Source organism: Malaciobacter marinus (genome assembly GCF_003544855.1).
GTDB lineage: Bacteria > Campylobacterota > Campylobacteria > Campylobacterales > Arcobacteraceae > Malaciobacter > Malaciobacter marinus.
The window spans coordinates 1,998,637-2,024,487 of sequence record NZ_CP032101.1 but is presented as its reverse complement, the minus strand read 5'-3'; the positions used below and the strand labels follow the sequence as shown (position 1 = coordinate 2,024,487).

The window sequence follows — 25,851 nt, the reverse complement described above, 5'->3', positions numbered from 1 at the left end:
AGGAAAAAATATGAAGAAAATTTTATTATCAGCAGTACTAGCTACTGCAATGGCAGCAACATCAGCAATGGCAAAAGAAAAAATTATTGTATTTCATGCAGGAAGTTTATCAGTTCCTTTTTCACAAATTGAAAAAGCGTTTGAAACGAAATATCCACAATATGATGTTCAAAGAGAAGCTAGTGGAAGTAGAGCAGCAGCTAGAAAGATATCAGAAATTAAAAAAGCAGCAGATGTTATGGCAAGTGCAGATTTTAAAGTAATTGATAATTTATTAATTCCAAATCATGCAAAATTTAATGCACAATTTGCAACAAATGAGATGGCAATTGCATATACTGCTAATTCTAAATATGCAGATGAAATTAATTCAAAAAATTGGCCAGAAATCTTTTTAAGAGATGGTGTAAAAGTAGGTCATTCTAATCCAAATATGGACCCTTGTGGATACAGAAGTATAATAGTTACAAAACTAGCAGAAGATTTTTATAAAATTCCAGATTTTTATAATAAATTATTAGGATATGGGAAGTCTTATAAAGTTGGTGAAGAAAATAAGAAAAAAGTTATTGTAAGACCAAAAGAGACTGATTTATTAGGTCTTATTGAAGCAAATGCATATGATTATTTATATATTTATAAATCAGTTGCCAAACAACATGGCTTAAAGTATATTACTTTACCTAAAGAAGTTTCTTTAAAAGATAATGAAAATGCAAATTTTTATAAAACTGCTTCAATTAACATTGATGGTAAAAAACCAGGTACATTCATAACAAAAACTGGTGCATCTATGGTATATGGAATAACAATTGCAGAAAATGAAAAATCACCTGCAAATAAAGAAGGTGCTATTAAATTTGTAAATTTTGTTTTATCACAAAAAGGACAAGATATTATGAAGAAAAATGGTCAAGGAGTTATTAGTCCAGCAAAAATAACTGGTGATGCTTCTATTATAGGGAAATAATGAGTTATTTAAAACTAGAGAATTTATCAAGCACAATAGATAGTTTTGTGCTTGATAATGTAAATTTAGAGATTGAAAAAAATGAATATTTTGTACTTTTAGGGCAAAGTGGAAGTGGGAAAACAAGACTTTTAGAAACAATTGCTGGTTTAAATAACAGTACTGGAAAGATAGTTTATAAAAATAATGATATTTCACAACTTCATCCAGAACATAGAGATATAGGTTTTGTATATCAAGAGTTTGCATTATTTCCTAATTTAAATGTGGAACAAAATATTAAATTTGCATCAAAGTATAAAAAAATAGATAATGCAAATGAGTTATTTGATGATTTAGTAGATTTTTTAAAACTTGGAAAACTTTTAAAAAGAGAGATTGAAAATTTAAGTGGAGGAGAAAAACAAAGAGTTGCAATAGCAAGAGCATTGTTTTCAAGACCAAAAATTTTACTTTTAGATGAACCTTTAAGTGCAATTGATCCAACTTTTAGAAACTCTATTATGAAAAGTTTAAAAGATATTCATAAAAGGTATGATTTAACTACTATTCATGTAACTCATAATTTTAGGGAAGCTTCTTATTTAGCTAATAAAATTGCTATTATTATGAATGGTAAAATACAACAAGTGGGAAATAGTGAGACAGTATTGAATCATCCTGCAAATATTGAAGTTGCAACTTTTTTAGGTTTTAAGAATATTTTCCCTTCTTCTTTACTAGGTTTTACTTCATCTTCAAAGTTTTTTTCTGTTGATCCAAATGTTATACATGTATCAAATAAAAAAAGACCAGAGTGTGATTATACTTTTGAAGCAATATTAGAAGATTGTATGGGAGTTGTTGATCATTATAAACTTTTTGTAAATGTAAAGAATCATCAATTTTTTATAAAAATACTTAAAAGAGAGTATGAGGGTTGTTATGCAAATGGTGGCAATAAAGTATTTATTGGCTTTGATAAAAAAGATATAGGATTTATCTAATGCAAAAAAAATCGTTTACAGTTTTACTTATTACCCTTGCATTTATAATAGTTTTTTTCTTAAGTGTTCCTATTTTAAAGATGTTTGTTGGCGTTGGAAGTGATAAACTAATAGAAACAATAAAAGATGGAGAGGTTTTAGCTTCTATTTGGCTTACTATGAAAGTATCAGCTTGGGCTATGATGTTTGTTTTAATAACAGGCTTACCACTTGCATATATTATTGCAAGATATAATTTTCCTGGAAGAAGTTTAATCGAATCAATTATTGATATACCTGTCATGATTCCTCACACTGCTGCTGGTATTGCTCTTCTTACGACTTTTGGAGATACTTTTTTAGGAGATTTTTTTAAGTTTTTTGGAATAGAGTTTGTTGGAACTGAGTATGGAATTATGATTGCAATGATGTTTCTATCAGCTCCTTTTTTAATAAATAGTGCAAAAGATGGTTTTAGAAAAGTTGATGTAAAACTTGAAAAAGTAGCTAGAACTTTAGGTGCTAGTCCTATTTCTGTATTTTTTAGAATCACTATTCCAAATGCTAAAAAAGATATTATAAATGGTGCATTGATGATGTGGAGTAGAGGGCTTGGAGAGTTTGGTGCAGTTGTTATTTTAGTTTATCATCCTATGACAACGCCTGTTTTAATTTTTGATAGATTTAATAGTTATGGTTTAAGTTTTTCTGCACCTGTTGCTGCTGTTATTATAGGTTTTTCTGTTTTAGTTTTTCTAGCAGTAAGATTTGCAACTTCTAGATTAAAGTAAATTTTCATGTTTAAGGTTTTTTATTTTTGCTTGATTTTTGTAAGTGTTTTTCTTACTCATGTTTTTATTATTAGTTATGAGTTTAATAAAGATACTAAAGTAAAAATGAGAAATATAAGTAAAGACATTACAAATATAGATTTTGTAAAGCTTGAAAAAAAACAAGAATTTACTCCTAAAGTTGAATCAATAGAAAAAAACAAAAAACAAAAAAAAGTTTTAAAAAAAGTAGTTAAAGCTAAAAAAAATATAGAAAAAAAGATAAAAATCAATAAAGAAGAAGTAGTTGAAAATAATAGAAAAGAGCAGCCAAAACAGCAAGTAAATAAAAGTAAAGATAAAATAGAGCAAAAAAGATTAGTTAAAAATCAAGAAGATAATAGTATAGAAAAAAAACATATTAATCTTTATATATCTTATATTAGAAGTGTTGTAGAAAAAAATAAATTCTATCCAAGAATTGCAAAAGTTATGAAACTTCAAGGTGATTGTTTAGTGAAATTAAAAGTTTTAAGTAATGGAAAAATTGAAAAAATAGAGTTTGAGAAAAAAACAAACTATAAAGTTTTAAATAACTCTATTTTAAAAATTTTTAAAAATATTCAAAACTTTAAAGCCTTTCCAAAAGAGATTTCAAAAAGCTATTTAACTTTTAGACTTCCTATAAGCTATAAAATAAAAGGATAGATTTGAAAGCATTTTATATAAAGCTAGTTTTGATACTTTTGTTATGTATATTCTTATCTTTAAGTCTTGGTAAATATCCAATTAGTTTTGAACAGATGTTTCATTACTTGTACTCTTTAATAGTTTCAAATAATTTAAATGAGAGTTTACAAATGATAGATAATATTATCATTGAGATAAGACTTCCTAGAATTATTGCTGCTGTGTTAATTGGTGCAGCCTATGCTGTATCTGGGGCTTCATTTCAAGCTATGTTTATTAATCCTTTAGTTTCTCCTGGTATATTAGGTGTTTTATCTGGTTCTGCATTTGGTGCAGCTTTAGCAATAGCATTTTTTGACAACTGGTTTCTTACTCAATTTTTCTCTTTTACTTTTGGTATTTTAGCTGTTGTTTTTGCAATTTTTGTAACAATGCTTTATCAAAATAGAGCAAATAGTAGTTTAATTTTAATACTTGGTGGAATAATCAGTGGTTCTGCTTTTTCTACTTTATTATCAATTGTAAAATTTACTGCTGATCCTTATGAAAAGCTTCCTTCTATTGTCTATTGGTTAATGGGAAGTCTTTCTTTTATTGAACTAAATCAAATTATTATTGTTTCTATTCCTATGCTTCTTGGGATTTTAATTTTAGTAGGAGTTTCAAAATACTTAAATATTTTAAGTTTTTCAGAAGAAGAAGCTAAAAGCATGGGGGTAAATACAAAGTTAATTAGAACTATAGTTATTATAGTTGCAACATTAATTAGTGCAATAAGTGTTTCTTTAGCTGGTATGATAGGTTGGATTGGACTTATTATTCCTCACTTTGCAAGACTTTTAGTAGGAGCTAATAATCAAGTTTTATTACCAACTTGCGCACTTTTAGGAGCAACTTTTTTACTTATTGTAGATAATTTTTCTAGAATGCTTTTTGAATTTGAAGTTCCAATTGGAATATTAACTTCTGTAATTGGAATACCAATATTTATATTTGTTCTTAGAAGTTCAAAGAAGGCTTTACAGTGATTGAAGTTAAAAATATAAGTTTTAAATATACAGATGAATTAATCTTAAGTAATATTAGTTTTAGTATAAAAAAAGGAGATATTCTTGCTATTTTAGGAGAAAATGGAAGTGGGAAAAGTACTCTTTTAAAACTTATATTGTCTTTTTTTAAGCCTTTAGATGGAGAAGTTTTAATTGATAATAAAAATGTACATTTATATAATAAAAAAAGTTTAGCAAAAAAAATAGCATACGTACCACAAAGTAGTAACTTACCATTTTCTTATACAGTTTTAGAAGTTGTTTTAATGTCAAGAATTTCATATCAATCGATTTTCTCTACATATTCAAGTAAAGATAAAAATATAGCAATTGAAGCTTTAAGACATTTAGAAATAGAATTTTTAAAAGATAGATTTTTTTGTGATTTAAGTGGAGGACAAAAACAACTAGTTTTAATAGCAAGGGCATTAGCACAAAAAGCAGAAATTCTTATTATGGATGAACCAAGTTCTAGTTTAGATTATTCAAACGAGTTAATGCTTTTAAGTCAAATTAAAAAACTCTCAAAAAAAGGTTTTACAATTATTCAAACAACACATAACCCAAATCATGCTTTTTTAATTTCATCTAAAACCTTACTTCTAAAAGATAAAAAGGTTTTTGCTTTTGGGCACAGTAATGAAGTTTTAACTCAAAAAAATATAAATAGTTTATATAACATAAAAGTTGAACTTCAAGAAAGTAGTGAAAAAATAAAGTTTTGTATCCCAAAACTTGATAGGTATTAATATGAGAATAGTTTTAATTTTAGTTATTTTTTGTTTTTATGGTTTTGCTAATATTATAAATTGTAGTGAATATAAAAAGAGTGTGAATAATATTATAGGTCAATCACCATCTGTTAATATATTTTTATACTCTTTATATGAAACAAAATTTCCTGAAAAAATATCTAAAAAAGATAAAAGATTTTCAAAAATTCCAAGTGTTGAAGTTTTAGCTAAGCGTAATATTGAACTTGTGCTTTTGTATAACTCTCAAGGAAATTTTGAAAACTTGGCACAAAAATTAGAAAAAGTAAATATTGATACTTGTTACTTAAATCTTCATTCAATTTATAATTATATTGATGCTTATAAAAGTGTAGGAGAGATTATAAGTAAGCAAAAAAGAGCAGAAGAGATATCTTTATATATACAAAAAGAGTTAAAAATTTTAAAACGTATTACAAAAAATATAAAAGATGTGCAAACTATTTATTATGCAAAGGGAGATAAAGGTTTAGTAAGTAGTTGTGATAAATCAGCTCACACAGAAGTATTTGAATTGATTAAAGCAAAAAATGTAGTCAAATGTGGTGCTTTAGAGAAAAAAAGAGTAACTTTGAGTTTAGAAAATCTATTGCTTTTAAATCCAGAAGTTATAGTAACAGATAATAAAAAGTTTTATAAAGACATTTTTATAAATAGAAAATATAGTTTTTTGCAAGCAGTAAAAAATAAAAAAGTTTATCTTGTCCCTAAAAAGCCATTAAACTATATAGATAGTCCTCCTAGCTTTTTTAAGATTTTAGGAAGTTATTGGCTTGGAAAAAAAGTTTATAAAAAAGAGTTTGAAAAGATAGATTTTAAAAAGAAAAAAAAAGAGTTTGAAAAAATATTATTAAATAAGGAATAAATTATGAAAAGTTTTAAAACATATATTTGTATAGATGATACAGATGAAATAGCTTATGAAAAGTCAACTGGTGAAATTGCAGAGGAGATAAAACAATATATTGAAGATGAGTTTAATATTGCTTGTTCATTAGTAACTAGACATCAGCTTTTTTTACATGAAGATATTCCTTATACTTCTCATAATAGTTCAATGTGCTTTACTTGTAGTTTAACACAAAATCAAAAAGAGCAGATAAAAGAGTTTATAATTCAATATTTAAATAAGTATAGTGCTCCTACCTCTCAACCTGGTCTTTGTATTGGATTTGATAAAGACATTGCAAATAAAGAAGAGCTTATTAATTTTGGTTTAGATGCTAAAGAAAAAGTATTGACTAAAAAGCATGCATATGAGATGGCATTAAAACAAGGTTTAGACTTAAGTGAACATAAAAATGAAGGTCAAGGAGTAGTTGGGGCTTTAGCTGGTGTTGCGCTTAGAGTTTCTGGTTTTGATGGAAGAGTTAAAGGGAAGTTTGAAACAAAAAAAGAGTTTATGAGTGTTGAAGAGTTATTGAAACTTGATTTTATTGATGAGGTTAGGTTTAAAAATGAGAAATTAGCTTCAAATGATATTATTGTAAAAACTACTCAAGCTTTAAAAACTGTTTTTTTAGAACACAAGTCAGTTCTTTTAATTCAAAAGTGTGAAGAGGGCTATGAAGTTGTTAAAAAAGAGGATTTGAAAAGTTATTAAGGGGGGGGTAAAAATGTTTGAAAATATAAATAATAAACAGATATTTAAATATGGGAAAGATGCTTATAAAAAGGCCATTTTACAAGCTGTTGATTGTAAAAGTTTTATTTTAGATAAAGATGAAGATGAACTTATAACTTCAATAGATCAAAACTCTTGTTATAACTGTTTATATAGAAGATGGACACAAGAAAGTTTCATGTGCATGGCTCTAAATAAATAGGAGAAACCTCCTATTTATTTTTAAAAGTTATACTTTAAAGAAGCATAAAATTCTCTACCTTTTTCTGGGTAACCTAAATCATATTCATAATTTTTGTCAAATAGATTTTCAATTCCAATTTTAAAACTTAAAGTTTTAGAGTAAATATATTTTGCATTAAAATTTGTTAATGAAATATTTGATGCTTTTACATAATCTCTACTTACTTCATTTTCTAAATAGAAATCTTTTTTATAAGTATAATTTGCTTCAAGAATAACATTTTTAACTGGTTTATAATTTGCATAAATATAAAATTGATGTTTAGGTAGTTTTTCAACTTCATCTTCAGAATCTTTTTTAATATTTGTATATGTATAGTTTAATCCAGTACTAAATAAATTTGTTTGATAGTTTATAGATGTTTCAATTCCTTTATATCTCTCATCTGCACTATTTTGTTCTTGTCTTTTTCCATTATCTAAAGTTTTATTTATAATTGCATCTTTAACTTTTGTATAAAATAGGGCATTATTAAATGTAAAATTATTTACTTTTATTTTATGTGCTACTTCATAGTGTGTTGCAATTTCTGGATCTAGCTCAGGATTTGGTATAGCCTTACCTTTTTTGTCAGAGTATCTCTCTTTCATTGTAGGTAAATGACTTTTTCTAGAGGCTTTTAAACTTACTTGTTGATTCTTTGAAATATCATAAAAGAAGCCAATTTGTGGATTAAACGCGTTATTTGATTTTTTTTCAACTTCTGTTGCAGTTGTATCAACTCTTGAAGCTCTTGTGTAATCATAACTAGCAGAAGTAATAACTTTCAATTTTTCTGTAGCAAAGAAAATGTCTTCAAAAGCAATAGAGTAAACATGATCTGCTAAATCCTCTTTTGTTGTTGAGATTTTTCCTTTTTTGTTAATATTTGTTTCTGTTCCTATGTGAGAATCTTTTTTATATGAGATTGCAGTTTTTAATATATGATTATCTAAAAGTCCAAAGTTTGTATACTCTAATGCTGTTCCTTTTGTATTATCATCAGAATCATAAAAACCTTTTGATGTAGAGTATGTCTCATCTTTATAATAATCTGTTTTATATTCATAGTCGTTTCTATAAAGTTTAAACTTTACAGAACTATCAGTATAGTTTTTATTCGCAATAAAATATATTGTTCTAGTGTCCCAAACAGGCCATTTCCAATACTTTTCATTACTAATTGTTGGATCAATTGTAGGTGGTTGTCCTTTTTGTGAATCCATATAAGAGTATCCAAATACATATTCACTTGTATCATCAGGAGTGAATCCAACTTTTGCACTTACTGCTTTTTGTTTTGTGTCACTATTTTCTCTTTTATAATCATTTACATCAGCATCATTTGATAGTGTCAAATGTTCTCTATCTTCTAGTGTAGCATTTACTTGATAATAATATTTTTCTTTTTTTGAACCAAGATAGATATTGTACATATTACTTGACTTTTCCCAATCACTATCTGCATTTATTTGTGTTGTAAAGCTACCCTCAAACTCTTTTGTTGGTTTTTTTGAAACTAAGTTAATTACACCACCTAATGTATTAGAACCATACAAAGATGAGCTAAAACCTTTTGCAATATCGATTGAGTCTAATTGTGTAGTTAAGATTCTTGAGTAATCAAACTGTCCATCATAAGGAACATAAATTGGAATACCATCTAAAAACATTCCTATTCTATTTGAATCAAAACCTCTAATATTTACAGACTTTTCAACTCTTCCACCTCTGTTTACTAAAGTAATACCTGTAGTTTTATCTAATACTTCACTAATATCCTTAGATGCACTATTTTCCAAGGTTTGTGAAGTGATTTTATTTGTATCATATTTAACACCATTATTATCTTGTATTGAAATTTCACCAAGCGTAAAACTACTTTGTGCGAGTAATACACTTGAAGCAATACATGATAAAACAAATAATTTTTTCATGTTTTTCCTTTGTTTTTACAAATATAAAATAGACTCAAAATATGCGGTATTTGCATATTATAATGCTAAAAATAAGTAAATTGAACTTAATTTTAAGAATATTTTATTTTGAGTAAAAATGATTTTACTTTTATAATTTTTTAATGGTGCTTAATAGTTTAAAAATTAAGTTATATTTTAGTTTACAACTAATTTTGATACAATTATTTATGAAAAAAACAAAAATATATTTATTTCCTGGATTGATGTGTGATAAAAGAGTCTTTAAATATATATATTTTTATTTAAAAAATGAATATGAATTAATATATATGGATATTCCTTTAGAAGAAAATTTTGATAAAATGATTGAAAATTTAAACTTTAAAGAAGAAAAAGTAAATCTTTTAGGATTTTCTATGGGAGGGTATTTAGCTACTTATTTTGCATTGAAATATCCTAAAAAAGTAGATAATTTACTTATTCTTTCAGCTTCATGTTGTGCTTTATCAAAAAATGAAATAGCCTTTAGAAAAAAAGCAATCTCTTTTGTAAAAGAGTTTGGGTTTAAACCTTTAAGTAGAAAAAAAATATCAAGTTTACTTGAAAATAAAGATGATTTAAAGTTAATAAACCTAATTTTTGATATGTACCAAAAAATGGGTGAAACCTATTTTTTAACTCATATGAATGCAAGTTTAAAAAGAAAAGATTTAACTGAAGAAATAATTTGTTCTAATTTAAATTTTAACTTTTGTTATAGTAATAAAGATAGTTTAATAAATCAAGAGTGGTTTGAAAACTTAAAAAATAAAAGTAATTGTAATCTTAATATAATAAATAGCACTTCTCATATGATAACTTTAGACAAAAGTGTATTTATTGTTGATGAAATAAGAAGAGCTTTTTAAGCTATTCAAAGTTTTCTAATTCATCAAATTTATGGATTATATATTTGTTTTTATCGATTTTTTCAATAATTTTTTTCTTTTTTAAATTATTGATTATTGTAGATACAGTTTGTCTTTTTGAACCAATAAAACTTGAAAGAGTCTTTATAGATAAATTTAAATCTAAAAGATATTTTCCATCTTTTTTTTGGTCTTGAGTAGTAGCAATTTCTATTAAGAATGAAGATATTTTTTTCTTACAACTTTTAAAAACAAGATTTTTAATAATATTTCTTTCAAGCTCAGCTCTATGCTTTAAAGATCTTATTACAGAAGTTGAAAACTCTTTATTTGTAAAAAGGTTTGCAAATTTTTCTGCATCAATTAAGTATACTTCACTATCTTCTAAAAATTCAATTGCACAAGATGTTTCAGGTATGATAATATTGTTTGCTTTTAAAAAGTATAATACAAACTCTTCCCCATCTTCAAAAATCATAGCTTTTGCTTTTCCACTTTTAAAAACATAAAGAGTTAATGAGCCATCTTCATATTCTAAATTACCTTTTTTGAATTTTTTTATTTTCAATGATGAAAAATCTTCTTCTGATAATATCTTTGATAAGTTTATTGAGTCAATTCTTAATCTATTAGATTCCACTTTTATCCTTCCCTTTATAAAATTAAAAAACTAAATTTAAGCTCTAATAGCAAAATATTAACTATTTTATACTTTTAATATACTAAATAGAAAAAAATCCTAAAAAAATCCTAAAATAAAATAATTATTTTAAAATAATTTAAAAAATAATTTAATTATAAAATTTTTAAAAAAATGAAAAAATGTGTCACCAATATGACATATAATAATATGTAAAATTTGAATATTATTCATATGCAGACATAATCGGAATAAAATAATTTGCTTCTTTTTTTCTTAAAATATTTTTTGTCATATCTATGACAGTCAAAATATTATTTTTTTATTATGATTCTCATGTTTATTAATTTTTTATTAATAAAATTAATTAGTTGATAATTTAAGTATTATAAGGAAAAAGTAATGAAAAAAGTACAAAATACTTGTCCTTATTGTGGAACGGGTTGTAATATTGATTTGCATGTAAAAGGCAATAAAATCAAAAAAGCAACACCCACAAAAGGACATCATGTAAATGATGGGGAACTTTGCTTGAAAGGTCTTTATGGTTGGGAGTATGTTCACTCACCAAGAAGACTTACTAAACCTCTTATTAGAAAAAAAGATGGAGTGTTTTCAAAAGAAGGTAAATTAGAAGAAGTGAGTTTTGATGAAGCATATAAATTTGTGGCTTCTAGAATGAAATCAACAGTTGAAAAATATGGTCCTGATAGTATTATGGGATTTTCATCTGCTAGATGCTCAAATGAAGACAACTATTCTTTTCAAAAATTATTTAGAATCTTAGGAACAAATAACATAGATCATTGTGCTAGACTTTGACATGGTCCAACAGTAGTCGGTCTGACTAAAACACTTGGAAATGGAACAATGACAAATGATCTAGTAGAATTTGCTACACACAGTGATGTATTAGTTTTAATAGGAACAAATACGAGTGAGTGCCACCCAATTATTGCAATGCAAATGTTAAGAGGGATTGAGAGAGGCGCAAAAATGATTGTGATAGATCCTAAAAAAACTGACATGGCAAAAAAAGCTGATATATATATCCAAACACCAGTGGGTTATAATATTCCTTTTTTAAATGCAATGATTAACTATATAATTCAAGAAAACTTATATGACAAAAATTTTGTGGAAAACTTTTCACATGGTTTTGAGTATGTGAAAGAAGCAGTTAAAGAGTTTACTCCAAAAAGAGTTGAAGATGAAACTGGAATTTCACAAGAGCTTGTAAAACAAGCAGCTAGAACTTATGCTAAAGCTAATGCAGCAGCAATTTGCTACACAATGGGAATGACTCAATTTATTGATGGAACATCAAATATTTTCTCACTTTCAAATCTTGCAATTTTAACTGGAAATCTTGGTAAAAAAGGCGCGGGAGTTAATCCTTTAAGAGGACAAAATAATGTTCAAGGCTCATGTGACATGGGTGCTTTACCAAATGTTGTACCAAATGGACCTGTAACAAGTAAAGAAGTTAGAGATCATATTAAAGATATTTGGGGATATGAAATTAGCGAAAAAATTGGTTATGCCTTAACTGTAGCTCCTGACAAAATAGAAGAAGAAAAACTTAAACTGCTTTATGTATTTGGTGAAAACCCAGTAATGAGTGATCCTTGGACAGAACACTTTGTTCATGCAGTTGAACATTTAGAAACTTTTATTGTTCAAGATATATTTTTAACTGAAACTGCACAAAAAGCAGATGTTGTTTTACCTGCTGCTTCATGGGGTGAAAAAGATGGAACATTCTTAAATACTTCAAGAAGAGTTCAGTTAATTAGAAAAGCAGTTGATGCACCAAATAACTTAGATCCAGATTGGAAAGTAGTTGCAAATATTGCAAAAGAGCTTGATATTAAAGGCTTTGATTATACATGTGCTGAAGATATTTGGAATGAAGTAAGAAAAGTTAATCCAAAATTCTTTGGTGGAATTAGCTATGAAAGAATAGATAAAAATGATGGAATTAGTTGGCCTTGTCCAGATTTAGATCATCCTGGTACACCTGTTTTATATGAAGGAAATAAATCTATGCTTCCTGATGGGAAGTTTAAATTAGTTCCTGTAATTTATTCAGAAGATAAAGAGCAAAGAGTTAAATTAGAACAAGAGTTTATTGAAAAAACAAATATGCCAAAAGATTACCCTATTGGTTCAGGGGCATTAAGTGAAAAAGTAAACGAATTATATCCTTGTTTATTCACAACTGGAAGAAAAGTATATCATTATCATACAGGAACAATGACAAGAGAGTGCAAACCTTTAGAATTAGGTTCAGACATTATGGGAGCAACAATTGAAGTAAGTGAAGATATAGCAAGAGAAAGAAAATTAGATGAAGGTTGTTATGCTTTAGTTGAAAATAAAAGAGGAAAAATTGCTGCAAAAGTAAATATAAATAGAGATTTACGTCATGGAACAATTTTTACAACATTCCACTATGCAGAAGCAGATGGAAATGTCCTTGCAAATGCAGAAGAGAAAGATCCTTTATCTGGAATGAATCCTTTAAAAATGACAATTGCGAAAATTAAGAAAATATCAGAAGAAGAGTTTTTAAGTGTTCGTAATCAAACAGATATTCAAATGCACCCATCTGAGTTATATCGTGCTGTAAGGAGACAATAATGAGCTTACCATTAAAAAATAAATATGTAATAGCAGATCCAAATGTATGTATTGGTTGTGCAACTTGTATGGCGGCTTGTTATGAGTCTGCTTATGAAAGAGGGAAATTGGCAGTTCCTAGACTTATAGTAACTAGAACAAACAGTGGAACAATGCCAAATCAATGTAGACAGTGTGATGATGCTCCTTGTGCAAATGTTTGCCCTGTTGGTGCTTTAGAGTTTGAAAAAGATTGTATTGCTTTACATGAAGAAATTTGTATAGGTTGTAAAATGTGTACAGTTGCATGTCCTTTTGGAGCAATTAGACCAGAAGCTGAATTAATGCCATCTATTGATTATACAATGGAGCCTAAATATAACTTAACAATACAATCTGAAGTAGGTGTAAAATCTATAGCGGTTAAATGTGATTTATGTGTAGGAAGAGAAGACGGACCTTCATGTGTGGAGGTTTGTCCTACAAATGCCTTATCTTTTCGAGACAATTTAAATAATAACTTTATAGAAGAGAAAGCACAAAAAACTGTTGAGTCTTTTACTAAAGAAAAAATGAAATATAAATAAAGGATACCTAATGACACAAGTATATTTTTTGTATGTTATAGGTTGTATTATATCTTTACTATTATATAAACAAAACAAAATTGCAGCAAAAGTAGGATTTTCAATTTCTGCTATTGCTTCAGCTTATGCAGTGTTTTATTTTTTAGTAAATTTAGAGCAAACAGTTAGTATTAATATGTTTGAAAGCTTACTATATAGCCCTAAACTTGTTCTAAACCCTTTGGGAAACTTTTTTTCATTTGTTGTGAGTTTAGTTTCACTAGCTTCATCAATTTATGCAATTCAGTATTCTGGTGAGTATGAGAAAAAAGGAAGTTTAGCTGTGATGGCAGGATTATTTAATGCATTTATTTTATCAATGCTTTTATTAATTGCTTCATCAGATGTATTTTGGTTTATCATATTTTGGGAATGTATGACAGTAATTTCTGCATACTTAATTTGTTTTAATGATTCTAAAAGTTCATTAAAAGCAATAATGATTTATTTAGGAATTGCTCACTTAGGAGCAATGTGTATTACAGCAGCATTTTTAATTATGTCTGCACAAACTGGTTCATTAGAGTTTAGTTCTTATGAAAATATCCAATTATCACCTGTAATGGCAAGTATTGTTTTTTTATTAGCGTTTATTGGATTTGGTTCAAAAGCAGGGATGTTTCCTATGCATGTTTGGTTACCAAAAGCTCACCCAGCAGCTCCAACAAATGTATCTGCTCTTATGAGTGGAGTTATGATTAAAGTTGCACTTTTTGGGATAATTAAATTTTGTTTATGGCTTCCAGTAATGGAGTGGTGGGGACTTTTAATTATTATTGTTGGTGCCTTATCTGCATTACTTGGAGTACTTTATGCACTTGTACAACATGACTATAAAGCATTATTAGCATATCACTCAGTTGAAAATATTGGAATAATTCTTTTAGGTTTAGGAACTGGTGTTTATGGAATTGCAGCAAATATGCCAACATTAGCAGCTATAGGTTTTCTTGCAGGTTTATATCATATCTTAAATCATGCAACTTTTAAAGGATTACTATTCTTAGGTGCGGGAAGTGTTTTATATACAACTCATACTAAAGAGATGGATAACCTAGGTGGTTTAGCAAGAAAAATGCCTTTAACAGCATTTGCATTTTTAATTGGTTCTTTAGCAATTACTGCAATTCCACCACTTAATGGTTTTGTTAGTGAATGGGTTACATATCAAGGTATGTTTCAAGGAGCACTTTCAGAATATGCAAGTAGTAGAGTTGTCTTTTGTATAGCAATTGTTGCTTTAGCATTAACAGGAGCATTAGCAGTTATGTGTTTTGTAAAAGCATATAGTGTTATTTTTGGTGGAACTCCAAGAGATAAAAAAATATTTGAAAATGCAAGAGAAGTTCCTGTAACTATGGTAATTGGAATGTTTGTTCTTGTAGCTGGATGTATTGCTTTTGGTCTTGGTGCAAATATTGTTGTTAAAGATATTATGCTTGTTGTTTCTTCATTCTCTGGAAATTATGAAGCTGTAAATGGAACAGTTATTAATTCACCTATGGGATCAACAGTATCTCCACTATTAATAGCAGCTGTTTTAGTTATAACTGTGTTAATTCCAGTTGTAATTTTAAAATTAGCAAAAGCTAATAGAACAAAACCAAGACAGACTGATCCATGGGCTTGCGGTTTTAAATATGATAGTAGAATGCAAATGACAGCTTCACCTTTTACAGGTGATTTAAGAAGATTGCTTAATTGGTTATATAGAAGTGAAACAAAAGTAAAAGACCAAGGTTATTTTGCCCCTGTAGTTTATGAAACACATGCAAAAGATATTTGGTGGAATTTATTATACGAACCAGTTATCAAGCTTACAGTTAATACTGCAAAAGTAGTATCAAAAATGCAAAATGGAAATGTAAATATGTACTCTTTATATATATTAATCGCATTATGCCTTTTTGTCGGAATTAGTTATTTACTTTAAAGGAGTGCATTATGGACAGTATATTATTTATGATTTTACAAGTTATCTCAATTGTTCTTATAGCACCTTTGTTTGACGGAATGGCAAGAAAATTAAGAGCTAAATTGCAATCAAGAGAAGGTGCACCAGACTTTTTTCAAACATATAGAGATATTAGTAAACTTTTAAAAAGAAGTAGAACAGCACCTTCGTGTGCCCATTGGGTGTTTAAAACAGGACCTTTTGCTCTTTTTGCAGCAGGGGCAGCATTACTTGCAACTATACCTATTACATATAGTTCAAATAGTTTTGCGGGAGCTTATGCTGATGTATTAGTATTTATTTACTTAGGAGCATTATTAAGATTTGCATTTGGTGCAACATCAATTGATTCTGGAAATCCATTTGCAGGTGTTGGTGGAGGAAGAGAACAAATTTTAGGAATTTTTGTTGAACCTGTAATGATGATAAGTTTATTAGTAGTTATTTTATTAGCAGGAACTACAAACTTAGTTGAAATTCAACACTTAGTAAGAAGTGGAGAAATTGGATATCACACACCAGCATTTGCAATTGCTTCTATATCTTTTTTATGGGCAGTTTATGTTGAAACTGGTAGAAAACCTTATGACTTAGCAGAAGCAGAACAAGAGTTACAAGAAGGTGTTTTAGGTGAGTATTCAGGCTCAGATTTTTCAATAGCACATGCTGCATTAATATTAAAACAAGTTGCAATAATTGGACTTTTTTTAACTATTTTTGAACCATGGAATTTTGAAAATCCATTTTTAGCATTGATTGTATTTATTTTAAAAGTTGGAATTTTTTATGTAGCTGCTGTATTTATAGATAACTTTGGACCTAGATTTAAAGTCTTAACAAGTTTAAAAAATAGTGCAATTCCACCACTAATTATATCTATAATAGCACTAATTTTATATGTGGTAGGAGTGTAAGATGATTGATTTATTAAGTATATTATCAATAATTTTAATTATTAGTTCACTTTGTGTTTTTGGAATAAGAAATTATAAACTTGCTACATATGCGTACTCTTTTCAAACGTTTATATTAGTGATGATTTTTATTTATCTTTATAAAACATATTCAGCAGATGAGTTAGGTAGTTGGGCGATAATTGCGTTTTTTACAAAAGTAATTTTTGTGCCAGTTATTTTACTAAGACTTATTAAAAAGTTAAAAGTTGAACATGAGGATGAACCCGTACTTGGATTTTATGTAAGTCCAATTGTTGCTATTGCATTTTCATTAGCTATTGCAATGGCTTTATATCCAATATATTTGAAATTTTCATTAATAAAAGAGCATATACCTTTAATTGCATCAATTACAATTTTTATGATTGGAATTTTTGGATTTGTATTAAGAAATTCAGCAATTAAACAAATTCTTGCTTATTGTACTTTTGAAAATGGAATACATTTATCTTTAGCATTAATGGCATATAACTCACCAGAAATTGTAGAGTTAGGAATTTTAACTGATGCTTTATTTGCAGTAATTATTACATCTATTTTTGCATCTAGATTCTTTAAATATTTTGGTTCTTTAGATGTTTCAAAAGCAACTGAGTTGAAAGGATAAGGTATGGATATTCAACAATTATTATACTTATTAATGGTTTTACCTGTTATTGCATCAGTAGTAATATGGTTTTTACCAAAAAATTATAAAGTACTTAGTACTTTTCACATACTTGGTTCTATGGCAACTAGTATTATAGGCTTATTAGCTGTATCAAAAGTAATTGATGGACAAACATATTTTATCTTTGATGAGATGTTTTTTCTAGATTCATTAGGAGCAGTTTTTATTTCACTAATTGCAGTAACTGGACTTTTAGTTAATCTTTATTCAGTTAAATATATGCAATGGGAAGTTGAAAAAGGTGAATTAACTGTAAAAGATACTAAACTATTTTTTACTCTTTTTCATCTATTTGTTTTTACAATGACTTTTTCAGTTCTTGCAAATAATATTGCTTTAATGTGGGTTGGTATTGAAGCTACTACATTATCTTCTGTATTTATGGTTGCTATTCATAAGAGTAAAAAATCAACAGAAACAGGTTGGAAATATATTATTATTTGTAGTATTGGTTTAGCTTTTGCTTTATATGCAACAGTATTACTTTATAGTGCAGGTTTTAATATCATAAATGATAGTCACAGTGCAATGCTTTGGACTACATTAATGGCACACTCAAAAGAGATTGATCCAGATGCATTAAAACTTATTTTTGTATTTGCATTGATTGGTTTTGGAACAAAAGCAGGGCTTGCACCAACTCATACTTGGTTACCAGATGTACACTCAGAAGGTCCAGCTCCATCATCAGCTATGTTATCAGGAATACTTTTAAAATGTGCAATTTTAGCTTTAATTAGATACTACGCTGTTGTGGGTAATTCACTTGCAGGGTTTGAGTATGTTCAATCACTAATGATAATAAGTGGTTTAGTTACAATTTTTATTGCATCATTTTTCTTACTTATGCAACATGATGTTAAAAGAATGTTTGCTTATCACTCAATTGCACATATGGGTGTAATTGCATTTGGTTTAGGTATTGGAGGAGCAGTTGGATTATTTGCAGCACTATTCCATGTTTTAGCTCACTCAGTTACAAAAGCTTTAGCTTTTTGTGTTACAGGAAATATGATTCAAATTTATGGAACAAGAGATATGACTAAAATGGGTGGGCTAATAAAAATAGCTCCAATTACAGCAATTTTATTTGGTATTGCTGTTTGTTCTTTAGTTGGTGTTCCAGGATTTGCAATTTTTGTAAGTGAATTTTTAATGATAAAACAATCAATCGTAAATGGACTAAATTTAGAAGTTATATTATTTATTATTGGTCTGATTATAATCTTTATTGCTGACTTTTCACACTTTAATCTTGCAACATTTGGGAAAAGTAATTCAAAAGTTTTAAGAAATGAGTTACCTTTAAGTGCAAACTTACCATTAATTGGTCTTGCTTCATTGATTATAATTTTTGGGGTATTTACTATTAAGCCTTGGTTCGCACTATTACAAAATGCAGTAAATATTATTATGGGTATATAAGGAGATAGGTTATGAAAGTAGGTCAAAACTTTATTGATAAAGTAAAAGAAACAATAGCAATAAGAGATGTTTATAGACAACCAGAAGATCAAATAACAATTACAGTTGATAGAAATGATCTTCCAGAAGCAGTAAGAATTTTATATTATGATTTAGGTGGTTGGTTATCAACAATGATTCCAAATGATGAGCGACAGTTAAATGGTAACTATGCTTTATATTATGTACTTTCTATGGAAGGTAATAAAATGTTTGAAGGAGATGAGTTACCACAAGATCAAAAATGTTGGATTACTGTAAAAACTTATCTTCCAGCATCTGATTTAACTTATCCATCAGTTACATTAAAAGTTCCAGCAGCAGTTTGGTATGAAAGAGAAGCATACGATATGTTTGGACTAACAGCGGTTGGACTTCCAGATCCAAGAAGACTTATGGTTTCAGATGATTGGCCTGAGGGGCTTTTCCCATTAAGAAAAGATTCTATGGATTATAGACATAGACCAGATCCAGTTGATCATAAAGATGAGCCTGATTATGAGTTTATGAAACCAAAAGGCGCAGGAGTTTTAGATGTGCCTTTAGGGCCTTTACATATTACAAGTGATGAGCCAGGACATTTTAGATTATATTGTGATGGTGATACAATTATTGATGCTGATTATAGACTTTTTTACCAACACAGAGGTATGGAAAAGCTTGCTGAAAATAGAATGAACTATGACCAAATGGGATATTTAGCTGAAAGAGTTTGTGGTATTTGTGGTTATGCCCATGCAATTGCTTGTATAGAATCAGCAGAAAAAGCAATAGGACTTGAAATACCTTTAAGAGCTCAAGCTATGAGAGTTATTTGTCTAGAGATTGAAAGACTTCACTCACATCTTTTAAATATAGGTCTTGCTTGTGAAGTTACTGGAAATATGAATGCCTTTATGCATATTTTTAGAATCAGAGAGTTCTCTATGGAATTAGCCCAATTAGTAACAGGTGGGAGAAAAACCTACGGAAATGTTGTAATGGGTGGATTAAGAAGAGATATGACAGGTAAAGAGATTAAAAAAAGTTTAGAACTTCTAAAAACTATTGAAACTCAATTAGATGAAGTTTGGGACGCTGTTATGGATGATAAAAATCAAGTTGCAAGATGGAAAGGCGTTGGTATTTTAGATAAACAAGTTGCAAGAGACTTTTCTCCTGTTGGTCCAAATGTAAGAGGAAGTGGTTTTAAAAGAGATTCAAGATATGACCATCCTTATGACTTTTTAGATCAATTAGATTTTAAAATTCCAACAGAAGATGGTTGTGATGTATTTGCAAGAGAAACTGTAAGATATAAAGAATTAGTTGAATCTATTTCTATTATTAGACAATGTTTTGAAATGATGCCAGGTGGACAAACTATTATTACTCCTCAGACTATGATTAAACCAGAAGCATATGCTTTAGGAAATGATGAAGCTCCAAGAGGTGAAAATATTCACTGGATTATGCATGGAAATGCACAAAAAGTATATAGATGGAGATGTAGAGCAGCAACTTATAATAACTGGCCATCTTTAAGATTCCAATTTAGAGGAAATACAATTGCAGATGCAGCATTGATAGTTTGTTCTTTAGACCCATGCTTTTCGTGTACAGAAAGAGTTACTATTGTTGATGTTAATAGCAAAAAAACTAAAGTATTAACGCAAAAAGACTTAAAAAGATATTCACAATCTTTAAAAAGTCATCCATTGAAAAATATGTAGGAGTAAGATATGAAACTACTTGATATGACAAAAAAGTATGGAAGTGCAACACATAAATATCCTTTAGAACCATATGAAGTATTTGATGGTTTTAGAGGAAAACCATCATATACATATGAAAATTGTATTGGGTGTACTGCTTGTGGGGTTGCTTGTCCATCAAATGCTATAAATGTAAAATTAAATAAAGAGAATACAAAACTAGTATGGGAGTTTGATGCTGCAAGATGTATTTTTTGTGGTAGATGTGATGAGGTATGCCCAACAAGTGCTATTGTACTTTCAAAAGAGTTTGAATTAGCAGTAAAATTTGATAAAAATAGTTTAAAAGAAAGAGGTGAACTTGATGTTCAATATTGTGAAGTTTGCAATAAACCTTTTACAACGAAAAAACTTATTTCATACAATTTAAATAGATTACAAAAAGCTGGATGGGATAAAAATAGTTTAGATACAAAAGTTAAATATATAAGAACTTGTACAGATTGTAAAAGAAATCATGAAGTTGAAAATTTAACAAGTAATTTTAAAAGGGGTACAAAATGAGTAAAACATATGTAGTACCAGAAGATATAAAAGATGCAAATAATCTTGAAGCAAAATTAGAACATCTAAAAAATATTAAAAGAAGTTTTAATGTTTTTAGAGTTGATTGTGGTTCATGCAATGGTTGTGAAATTGAAATTTTTGCAGCTATTACACCAATGTGGGATCCTGAGAGATTAGGTTTTAAACTTGTTGCAAGTCCAAGACATGCAGATATATTAATATGTTCAGGACCAGTTACTAGACAAATGTATTATCCTTTATTACGAGCGTATGAAGCAACTCCAGATCCAAAAGTAGTAGTTGCAATTGGTGCTTGTGGTTCAAGTGGAGGTATTTTTCATGATGCATATAGTGTGTGGGGTGGAATTGATAAGGTTATTCCTGTGGATGTATATATTCCAGGATGTCCTCCTCATCCAGCTACTATTGTTCATGGATTAGCATCAGCACTTGGAATTTTAGAACAAAAACTTGAATATAAAGAACATAAAGATGGTTCTAATGATTCTCCAGTACTTGAAGATTCTTTATTAGGAAATATTCTTTTTGAAAGAGATGTTTTAGTTGAAGCTAAAAGGCTTATGAGTTATTACTTTGGTAGAAAACTTTATGAAAAATATATTAATGCTTTAAAAAATACTAGTGATATAAAAGATATCAAAAAAACTAAAAAAGTTATAGAGATATATAGTAGTGAAGAAGAAGATTCAAGGTATGAAGAGTGTATGCAAAAACTTCATAATAATGTTTACTTAAAGTATATGAAACAGTTTGTAATCATTAACGATGAGGATAAATTTATAATTTAAAGAAGTTAAAAATGATAGAAATATGTAAATTAACTAAAAGAAGAGTAGATCCTACATCACCAGATTTACCTGAAAAATATAAACAAGTAAAAATTTTTTCAATGGCTGTTGGTCATGGTGTAGGAACTGTAGATTTTATGGAGTGCATAAAGAAAATATCTGAAGAAGAGTATTTAAAAGTAGTTGAAGATTGTGGAGAATATGCACAATTTAAACTAGGAAACTTAACTAAATATTTTGAAATAGAAGTTTTTCCAGAACATGCACAACTATTAGTGCCAGAAATGCCTGATTGTTACTTAAAAACTCTTTTTTCTTCTTTGGAAGAAGGATTTATTGTGATAAGGAAAAGCATATGAAAAAAGCAATTTTAACAATAGGAAATACTTTAAGAGGAGATGATGGAGTAACTGCTTATTTAGGAAGTTTAATTGAAAAAGATAGCTCTTTAGATTGGCAGATATTTTATGGAGAAGATACTCCTGAGAGTGAATTTCACAAAATAAGAGAGTATGCACCTGATTTAATCATTGTAGCAGATGCAATGACGGGAATGAAAGTAGGAAGTGTTGAAGTTATGGATTTGAGTGATGATAGGGATTATATGTACTCAACACATAACTTACCAACACCAATATTAATAAGTTATTTAAAAGGATTTTGTCGAAGAGTTCTTTTTTTAGGATTAACAGTTGATATTGAAAATGTATTAGAGGTAAATGAAGAAGTTTCAAAAGAAGCTAAACAAACAGCAAAAAGTGCTTTTGAAAGAGTAAAAGAGATAGATTCAATTTTCGATGATAATAATTAAAGGGAAGGATAAATTATGTTATCACCAGCAGATACAGCGCAATCATTAGTTAAAGGTTTAGAACATAAGGTCAAAATGCCAATAGTAAGTATTATTTTCTTATCAATTATGGCAGGTGGATCAATAGCAATGGGGGATATTTTTTGGGCCCATTCTACAGTTGGAGTTGCTGAAGCATCATCTCCTGGTATCGCAAACTTTTTAGGAGGAGTTGCCTTTTCAGTGGGGCTTATAATGGTAGTTTTCTTTGGAGGACATCTATTTACTAGTTCATTAATGTCAGGAGTTTCAACACTTGATCATAAATTGTCATTTTCAAAAACAATTTTTTATTGGTTTATTGTTTGGATTTTTAACTTTGTTGGAGCAGCCTTAGTAGCTTATATGTATTATAAAGCACAATTGCCTTTAAAATATGATGGTCAAATATTACATCATTTTCTTGAAATGGGTGTAGCAAAGAATAATCTTTCTTTTGAAGCTGCATTTATTAGAGCAATTTTTTGTAATGTATTTGTATGTATGGCCGTTTGGGCAGCAACTGGTGCTTCTGATGCAGCAGGTAAAGTTTTATCAATAGTTTTAATTATTGCAGCATTTGTTGGGTCTGGTTATGAACACGTTGTTGCAAATATGTTCATTTTTACAGAAGCGTTATTAGCAAAAGCATATTATCTTAATGAAGCAGGAGGTACTATTCAAGCACTAGCAGAACATTCACATATAGCAGCAGCTAAATTAGAAGAGTTTACATTTTTAAATATCATTCCAAATAATCTTCTTCCTGTAACACTTGGAAATATAGTTGGAGGATTGTTTTTTGTAGGAGTTGTTGGTTTTATGTCTCATAAAACTGATATGAAAAAATAAAAGGAAAAAATAGTATGAAAAATACAAACGTTATCTGTCCCTATTGTGGGACAGGCTGCGGAGTTCGTTTGACTTCGCATGAAAATCGAATAGTAAAAGTAAAAGGTATAAAAGAAAACCCTGTAAATGAAGGACATTTATGCCTAAAAGGTATTTATGGGTGGGATTATGTTAGTTCAAATGAGAGATTAACAAAACCTTTAATTAGAAAAAAAGATGGAGTTTTCTCAAAAGATGGAGATTTTGTTGAATCATCATGGGATGAAGCTCTTAGTTTAGTTGTTTCAAAAATGAAAGAAGTAAAACAAAAATTTGGTCCTGATGCAATAGTTGGAAATTTTTCAGCTAGATGTACATTGGAAGAAAATTATGTTGCTCAAAAATTTATGAGAGCAATTATAGGTACAAACAACATAGATCACTGCGCAAGAGTTTGACATGCACCAACAGTAGCCGGTCTGGCTAAAACAATTGGTAATGGTACAGCTACAAACAGTTTTACAGAAGTTGGAGAACACTCAAATTGTGTTTTAATGATTGGTTCAAATCCTGAAAATGGACATCCAATTGCAGCAATGCATATTCAAAGAGCAATATCAAGAGGAGCCAAATTAATTGTAATTGATCCTATAAAAACTGAATTTGCACAAAAAGCGGATGCTTTTATTCAGCTTCCACCTGAGTACAACATTCCGATTATAAATATGCTAATTTCGCATATTATAAACAATGAATTATATGATAAAGAGTTTGTTGAGAATTATACTCATGGTTTTGAATATTTAAAAGAAGCTGTTAAAGATTATACTGCTAAAAAAGTATCTGAAATGACAGGTGTTGATGAAGAGTTATTAATTAAAGCAGCAGAACTTTATGCTACATCAAAGCCTGCTGTGATTACTCATGGTATGGGTGTAACACATTTTAATCATGGGGTAGGAAATGTTTGTGATATTTCAAACTTGATGTTAATAACAGGAAATATTGGAAAATTAGGAGCAGGGGATTTACCTCTTAGAGGTCAACAAAATGTTCAAGGTGCTTGTGATATGGGAATTTTACCAAATATTTTCCCTAATTTAAAACTTGTAACAAGTAAACAAGCAAGAGATTATTTTGAAGAACTTTGGGATTGTAAACAACCTTTAAGTTCAAAAATTGGTATTCATAAAACAGAAGTTCCTGATGCGATTTTAGATGGTAAAGTTAAGTTTTTCTATACTATTGGTGAAAATCCAGTTATTTCAGAACCTAATACAAATCACTTTTTAAAGGGTATTTCAAAAGTTGATTTTTATGTAGTTCAAGATATCTTTTTAACAGAAACAGCACTTAAAGCAGATGTTGTTTTACCTGCTGTTAGTGTTGCAGAAAAACAAGGTTGTTATTTAAATGCAGAAAGAAGAGTTCAATTAAATGAAAAAACACTAGATCCAAAAGGAGATGTAAAACAAGATTGGGAAATCATTTGTGAGTTAGCAAAAAGATTTGATGCAAAAGGTTTTGATTATACAACACCTGAACAAATTTGGAATGAAGTAAGAGTTGCTGATCCTAAAAGATTTAAAGGAATTACTTATAAAAGATTAAGAGAAATTAGTGGGATAGCTTGGCCTTGTCCAAGTGAAGATCATCCTGGAACACCAAGTTTGTACATGGATAAAAAGTTTTTTACAAAAGATCAAAAAGCAAATTTAGTACCTGTTGTTTTTATTGATGATAAAAATGATACGGCTAAGGCAGAAGAAGAGCTTCGTAAAAAGTTAAATTTACCTGAGGGATATCCTTGTATGGTAGGTTCTGTTGATGAAAAAACAGATGAAAAGTTTCCAATTTCACTTTTAACAACAAGAAAGGTATATCAATATACAGTTGGAACAATGACAAGAAAGTCAAAAATTATTGAAGAGGGTGGAGATGCTCATGGTCCAACAGCTGAAATTAATCCAGCACTTGCAAAAAGATATAATTTAAAAAATAGAGATTTTATCAAAGTTGAAAGTAGATATGGTTATATAGCAGTTTTAGTAGAAATTACAGAAACGATTCCAGATAATATAATGCAGATGACTTTTCACTATTGGGAAGGTTTATGCAATGAATTAACTAGTTCTGGATGGGATTATACAACTAAAACACCAACATATAAAGCAGCTGTTAAAATGGAGAAAATTTCTCAAGAAGAGTATAGCCAGATTATGGAGATTAAAAAACTTAAATTTAAAACATCAAAAATTATTTATGATGATTATCATCATTAAACAAAAAAGAGGATAT

General features: G+C 28.6%; 25 protein-coding genes. 23 read left to right on the top strand and 2 right to left on the bottom strand.

Annotated elements, in window-relative coordinates; translation table 11 throughout:
- Positions 1-10: 10 nt before the first annotated feature.
- From wtpA to AMRN_RS09795, 9 genes are all read left to right on the top strand, one after another.
- Positions 11-970: a tungstate ABC transporter substrate-binding protein WtpA gene (gene wtpA, locus AMRN_RS09835; protein WP_099311099.1), complete on the top strand. Its 960-nt coding sequence runs from the start codon at positions 11-13 to the stop codon at positions 968-970.
- The gene (locus tag AMRN_RS09830) at positions 970-1,956 is read left to right on the top strand and encodes an ABC transporter ATP-binding protein (RefSeq protein ID WP_099311098.1); all 987 of its coding nucleotides are present in this window, start codon (positions 970-972) and stop codon (positions 1,954-1,956) included. The genes wtpA and AMRN_RS09830 overlap by 1 nt, the downstream gene beginning before the upstream one ends.
- Complete coding sequence (locus AMRN_RS09825; protein WP_099311097.1) at positions 1,956-2,726, top strand: ABC transporter permease; 771 nt, start codon at positions 1,956-1,958, stop codon at positions 2,724-2,726. Before AMRN_RS09830 ends, AMRN_RS09825 begins: the two co-directional genes overlap by 1 nt.
- 105 nt (positions 2,727-2,831) lie before the next feature.
- The gene (locus tag AMRN_RS09820; RefSeq protein WP_129501644.1) at positions 2,832-3,413 is read left to right on the top strand and encodes a TonB family protein; all 582 of its coding nucleotides are present in this window, start codon (positions 2,832-2,834) and stop codon (positions 3,411-3,413) included.
- A 2-nt stretch (positions 3,414-3,415) separates the two neighbouring features.
- Complete coding sequence (locus AMRN_RS09815) at positions 3,416-4,423, top strand: FecCD family ABC transporter permease (protein ID WP_099311095.1); 1,008 nt, start codon at positions 3,416-3,418, stop codon at positions 4,421-4,423.
- Positions 4,420-5,193 carry an ABC transporter ATP-binding protein gene (locus AMRN_RS09810; RefSeq protein ID WP_099311094.1) on the top strand — a complete coding sequence of 258 codons (774 nt, stop codon included), beginning with the start codon at positions 4,420-4,422 and terminating at the stop codon, positions 5,191-5,193. The genes AMRN_RS09815 and AMRN_RS09810 overlap by 4 nt, the downstream gene beginning before the upstream one ends.
- A gap of 1 nt (position 5,194) precedes the next feature.
- Complete coding sequence (locus AMRN_RS09805; protein ID WP_099311093.1) at positions 5,195-6,082, top strand: ABC transporter substrate-binding protein; 888 nt, start codon at positions 5,195-5,197, stop codon at positions 6,080-6,082.
- Positions 6,083-6,085: 3 nt separating this feature from the next.
- Positions 6,086-6,820, top strand: a complete 735-nt coding sequence (locus AMRN_RS09800) for a hypothetical protein (protein ID WP_099311092.1) — start codon at positions 6,086-6,088, stop codon at positions 6,818-6,820.
- A gap of 13 nt (positions 6,821-6,833) precedes the next feature.
- Positions 6,834-7,043, top strand: a complete 210-nt coding sequence (locus AMRN_RS09795) for a molybdopterin biosynthesis protein MoeB (RefSeq protein ID WP_099311091.1) — start codon at positions 6,834-6,836, stop codon at positions 7,041-7,043.
- 20 nt (positions 7,044-7,063) lie between these two features.
- Here the strand turns inward: AMRN_RS09795 and AMRN_RS09790 are convergent, their stop codons facing one another.
- Positions 7,064-9,001: a TonB-dependent receptor plug domain-containing protein gene (locus tag AMRN_RS09790; protein ID WP_099311090.1), complete on the bottom strand. Its 1,938-nt coding sequence runs from the start codon at positions 8,999-9,001 to the stop codon at positions 7,064-7,066.
- A 209-nt stretch (positions 9,002-9,210) separates the two neighbouring features.
- Here AMRN_RS09790 and AMRN_RS09785 point away from each other — a divergent pair, with 209 nt between their 5' ends.
- Complete coding sequence (locus tag AMRN_RS09785) at positions 9,211-9,891, top strand: alpha/beta fold hydrolase (RefSeq protein ID WP_165772839.1); 681 nt, start codon at positions 9,211-9,213, stop codon at positions 9,889-9,891.
- A gap of 1 nt (position 9,892) precedes the next feature.
- Here AMRN_RS09785 and AMRN_RS09780 read toward each other — a convergent pair whose 3' ends face one another.
- On the bottom strand, positions 9,893-10,531 hold the full coding sequence (locus AMRN_RS09780; RefSeq protein ID WP_099311088.1) for a Crp/Fnr family transcriptional regulator: 639 nt from the start codon (positions 10,529-10,531) through the stop codon (positions 9,893-9,895).
- A 402-nt stretch (positions 10,532-10,933) separates the two neighbouring features.
- Between AMRN_RS09780 and fdhF the strand changes: the two genes are divergently transcribed.
- Genes fdhF through AMRN_RS09710 form a run of 13 tightly spaced genes read left to right on the top strand, consistent with a single transcriptional unit; the run spans position 10,934 to position 25,835 of the window.
- On the top strand, positions 10,934-13,174 hold the full coding sequence (gene fdhF, locus AMRN_RS09770; RefSeq protein ID WP_228150822.1) for a formate dehydrogenase subunit alpha: 2,241 nt from the start codon (positions 10,934-10,936) through the stop codon (positions 13,172-13,174).
- A complete protein-coding gene (locus tag AMRN_RS09765) occupies positions 13,174-13,740 on the top strand; it encodes a 4Fe-4S dicluster domain-containing protein (protein ID WP_099311085.1) in 567 nt (188 codons plus the stop codon). The genes fdhF and AMRN_RS09765 overlap by 1 nt, the downstream gene beginning before the upstream one ends.
- 10 nt (positions 13,741-13,750) lie before the next feature.
- Positions 13,751-15,712 (top strand): proton-conducting transporter transmembrane domain-containing protein, encoded by a 1,962-nt coding sequence (locus AMRN_RS09760; RefSeq protein ID WP_099311084.1) that lies wholly within the window; start codon positions 13,751-13,753, stop codon positions 15,710-15,712.
- Positions 15,713-15,723: 11 nt separating this feature from the next.
- The gene (locus AMRN_RS09755; protein WP_079577835.1) at positions 15,724-16,647 is read left to right on the top strand and encodes a respiratory chain complex I subunit 1 family protein; all 924 of its coding nucleotides are present in this window, start codon (positions 15,724-15,726) and stop codon (positions 16,645-16,647) included.
- A 1-nt stretch (position 16,648) separates the two neighbouring features.
- Entirely contained in the window at positions 16,649-17,296 is a 648-nt protein-coding gene (hyfE, locus tag AMRN_RS09750; protein WP_099311083.1) for a hydrogenase 4 membrane subunit, read from the top strand.
- A gap of 3 nt (positions 17,297-17,299) precedes the next feature.
- On the top strand, positions 17,300-18,784 hold the full coding sequence (locus AMRN_RS09745; RefSeq protein WP_099311082.1) for a hydrogenase 4 subunit F: 1,485 nt from the start codon (positions 17,300-17,302) through the stop codon (positions 18,782-18,784).
- An 11-nt stretch (positions 18,785-18,795) separates the two neighbouring features.
- Positions 18,796-20,535 (top strand): hydrogenase large subunit, encoded by a 1,740-nt coding sequence (locus tag AMRN_RS09740; protein WP_099311081.1) that lies wholly within the window; start codon positions 18,796-18,798, stop codon positions 20,533-20,535.
- A gap of 9 nt (positions 20,536-20,544) precedes the next feature.
- A complete protein-coding gene (locus tag AMRN_RS09735; RefSeq protein ID WP_099311080.1) occupies positions 20,545-21,081 on the top strand; it encodes a formate hydrogenlyase complex iron-sulfur subunit in 537 nt (178 codons plus the stop codon).
- On the top strand, positions 21,078-21,893 hold the full coding sequence (locus AMRN_RS09730) for an NADH-quinone oxidoreductase subunit B family protein (protein ID WP_099311079.1): 816 nt from the start codon (positions 21,078-21,080) through the stop codon (positions 21,891-21,893). The genes AMRN_RS09735 and AMRN_RS09730 overlap by 4 nt, the downstream gene beginning before the upstream one ends.
- Before the next feature lie 11 nt (positions 21,894-21,904).
- Positions 21,905-22,252, top strand: coding sequence for a formate hydrogenlyase maturation HycH family protein (locus AMRN_RS09725; protein WP_099311078.1), 348 nt, complete (start codon positions 21,905-21,907; stop codon positions 22,250-22,252).
- Positions 22,249-22,704 carry a hydrogenase 3 maturation endopeptidase HyCI gene (locus AMRN_RS09720; RefSeq protein WP_099311077.1) on the top strand — a complete coding sequence of 152 codons (456 nt, stop codon included), beginning with the start codon at positions 22,249-22,251 and terminating at the stop codon, positions 22,702-22,704. Before AMRN_RS09725 ends, AMRN_RS09720 begins: the two co-directional genes overlap by 4 nt.
- Positions 22,705-22,719: 15 nt before the next feature.
- Positions 22,720-23,574 (top strand): formate/nitrite transporter family protein, encoded by an 855-nt coding sequence (locus AMRN_RS09715; RefSeq protein WP_099311076.1) that lies wholly within the window; start codon positions 22,720-22,722, stop codon positions 23,572-23,574.
- A gap of 14 nt (positions 23,575-23,588) precedes the next feature.
- The gene (locus AMRN_RS09710) at positions 23,589-25,835 is read left to right on the top strand and encodes a molybdopterin oxidoreductase family protein (protein ID WP_099311075.1); all 2,247 of its coding nucleotides are present in this window, start codon (positions 23,589-23,591) and stop codon (positions 25,833-25,835) included.
- Positions 25,836-25,851: the final 16 nt, after the last annotated feature.

What these genes read in the sequence shown, in the direction of transcription:
- wtpA (WP_099311099.1), top strand. Translation starts at nt 11, where the DNA reads ATGAAGAAAATTTTATTATCAGCAGTACTAGCTACTGCAATGGCAGCA.
- AMRN_RS09830 (WP_099311098.1), top strand. Translation starts at nt 970, where the DNA reads ATGAGTTATTTAAAACTAGAGAATTTATCAAGCACAATAGATAGTTTT.
- AMRN_RS09825 (WP_099311097.1), top strand. Translation starts at nt 1,956, where the DNA reads ATGCAAAAAAAATCGTTTACAGTTTTACTTATTACCCTTGCATTTATA.
- AMRN_RS09820 (WP_129501644.1), top strand. Translation starts at nt 2,832, where the DNA reads ATGAGAAATATAAGTAAAGACATTACAAATATAGATTTTGTAAAGCTT.
- AMRN_RS09805 (WP_099311093.1), top strand. Translation starts at nt 5,195, where the DNA reads ATGAGAATAGTTTTAATTTTAGTTATTTTTTGTTTTTATGGTTTTGCT.
- AMRN_RS09800 (WP_099311092.1), top strand. Translation starts at nt 6,086, where the DNA reads ATGAAAAGTTTTAAAACATATATTTGTATAGATGATACAGATGAAATA.
- AMRN_RS09795 (WP_099311091.1), top strand. Translation starts at nt 6,834, where the DNA reads ATGTTTGAAAATATAAATAATAAACAGATATTTAAATATGGGAAAGAT.
- AMRN_RS09790 (WP_099311090.1), bottom strand. Translation starts at nt 9,001, where the DNA reads ATGAAAAAATTATTTGTTTTATCATGTATTGCTTCAAGTGTATTACTC.
- AMRN_RS09785 (WP_165772839.1), top strand. Translation starts at nt 9,211, where the DNA reads ATGAAAAAAACAAAAATATATTTATTTCCTGGATTGATGTGTGATAAA.
- AMRN_RS09765 (WP_099311085.1), top strand. Translation starts at nt 13,174, where the DNA reads ATGAGCTTACCATTAAAAAATAAATATGTAATAGCAGATCCAAATGTA.
- AMRN_RS09760 (WP_099311084.1), top strand. Translation starts at nt 13,751, where the DNA reads ATGACACAAGTATATTTTTTGTATGTTATAGGTTGTATTATATCTTTA.
- AMRN_RS09755 (WP_079577835.1), top strand. Translation starts at nt 15,724, where the DNA reads ATGGACAGTATATTATTTATGATTTTACAAGTTATCTCAATTGTTCTT.
- hyfE (WP_099311083.1), top strand. Translation starts at nt 16,649, where the DNA reads ATGATTGATTTATTAAGTATATTATCAATAATTTTAATTATTAGTTCA.
- AMRN_RS09745 (WP_099311082.1), top strand. Translation starts at nt 17,300, where the DNA reads ATGGATATTCAACAATTATTATACTTATTAATGGTTTTACCTGTTATT.
- AMRN_RS09740 (WP_099311081.1), top strand. Translation starts at nt 18,796, where the DNA reads ATGAAAGTAGGTCAAAACTTTATTGATAAAGTAAAAGAAACAATAGCA.
- AMRN_RS09735 (WP_099311080.1), top strand. Translation starts at nt 20,545, where the DNA reads ATGAAACTACTTGATATGACAAAAAAGTATGGAAGTGCAACACATAAA.
- AMRN_RS09730 (WP_099311079.1), top strand. Translation starts at nt 21,078, where the DNA reads ATGAGTAAAACATATGTAGTACCAGAAGATATAAAAGATGCAAATAAT.
- AMRN_RS09725 (WP_099311078.1), top strand. Translation starts at nt 21,905, where the DNA reads ATGATAGAAATATGTAAATTAACTAAAAGAAGAGTAGATCCTACATCA.
- AMRN_RS09720 (WP_099311077.1), top strand. Translation starts at nt 22,249, where the DNA reads ATGAAAAAAGCAATTTTAACAATAGGAAATACTTTAAGAGGAGATGAT.
- AMRN_RS09715 (WP_099311076.1), top strand. Translation starts at nt 22,720, where the DNA reads ATGTTATCACCAGCAGATACAGCGCAATCATTAGTTAAAGGTTTAGAA.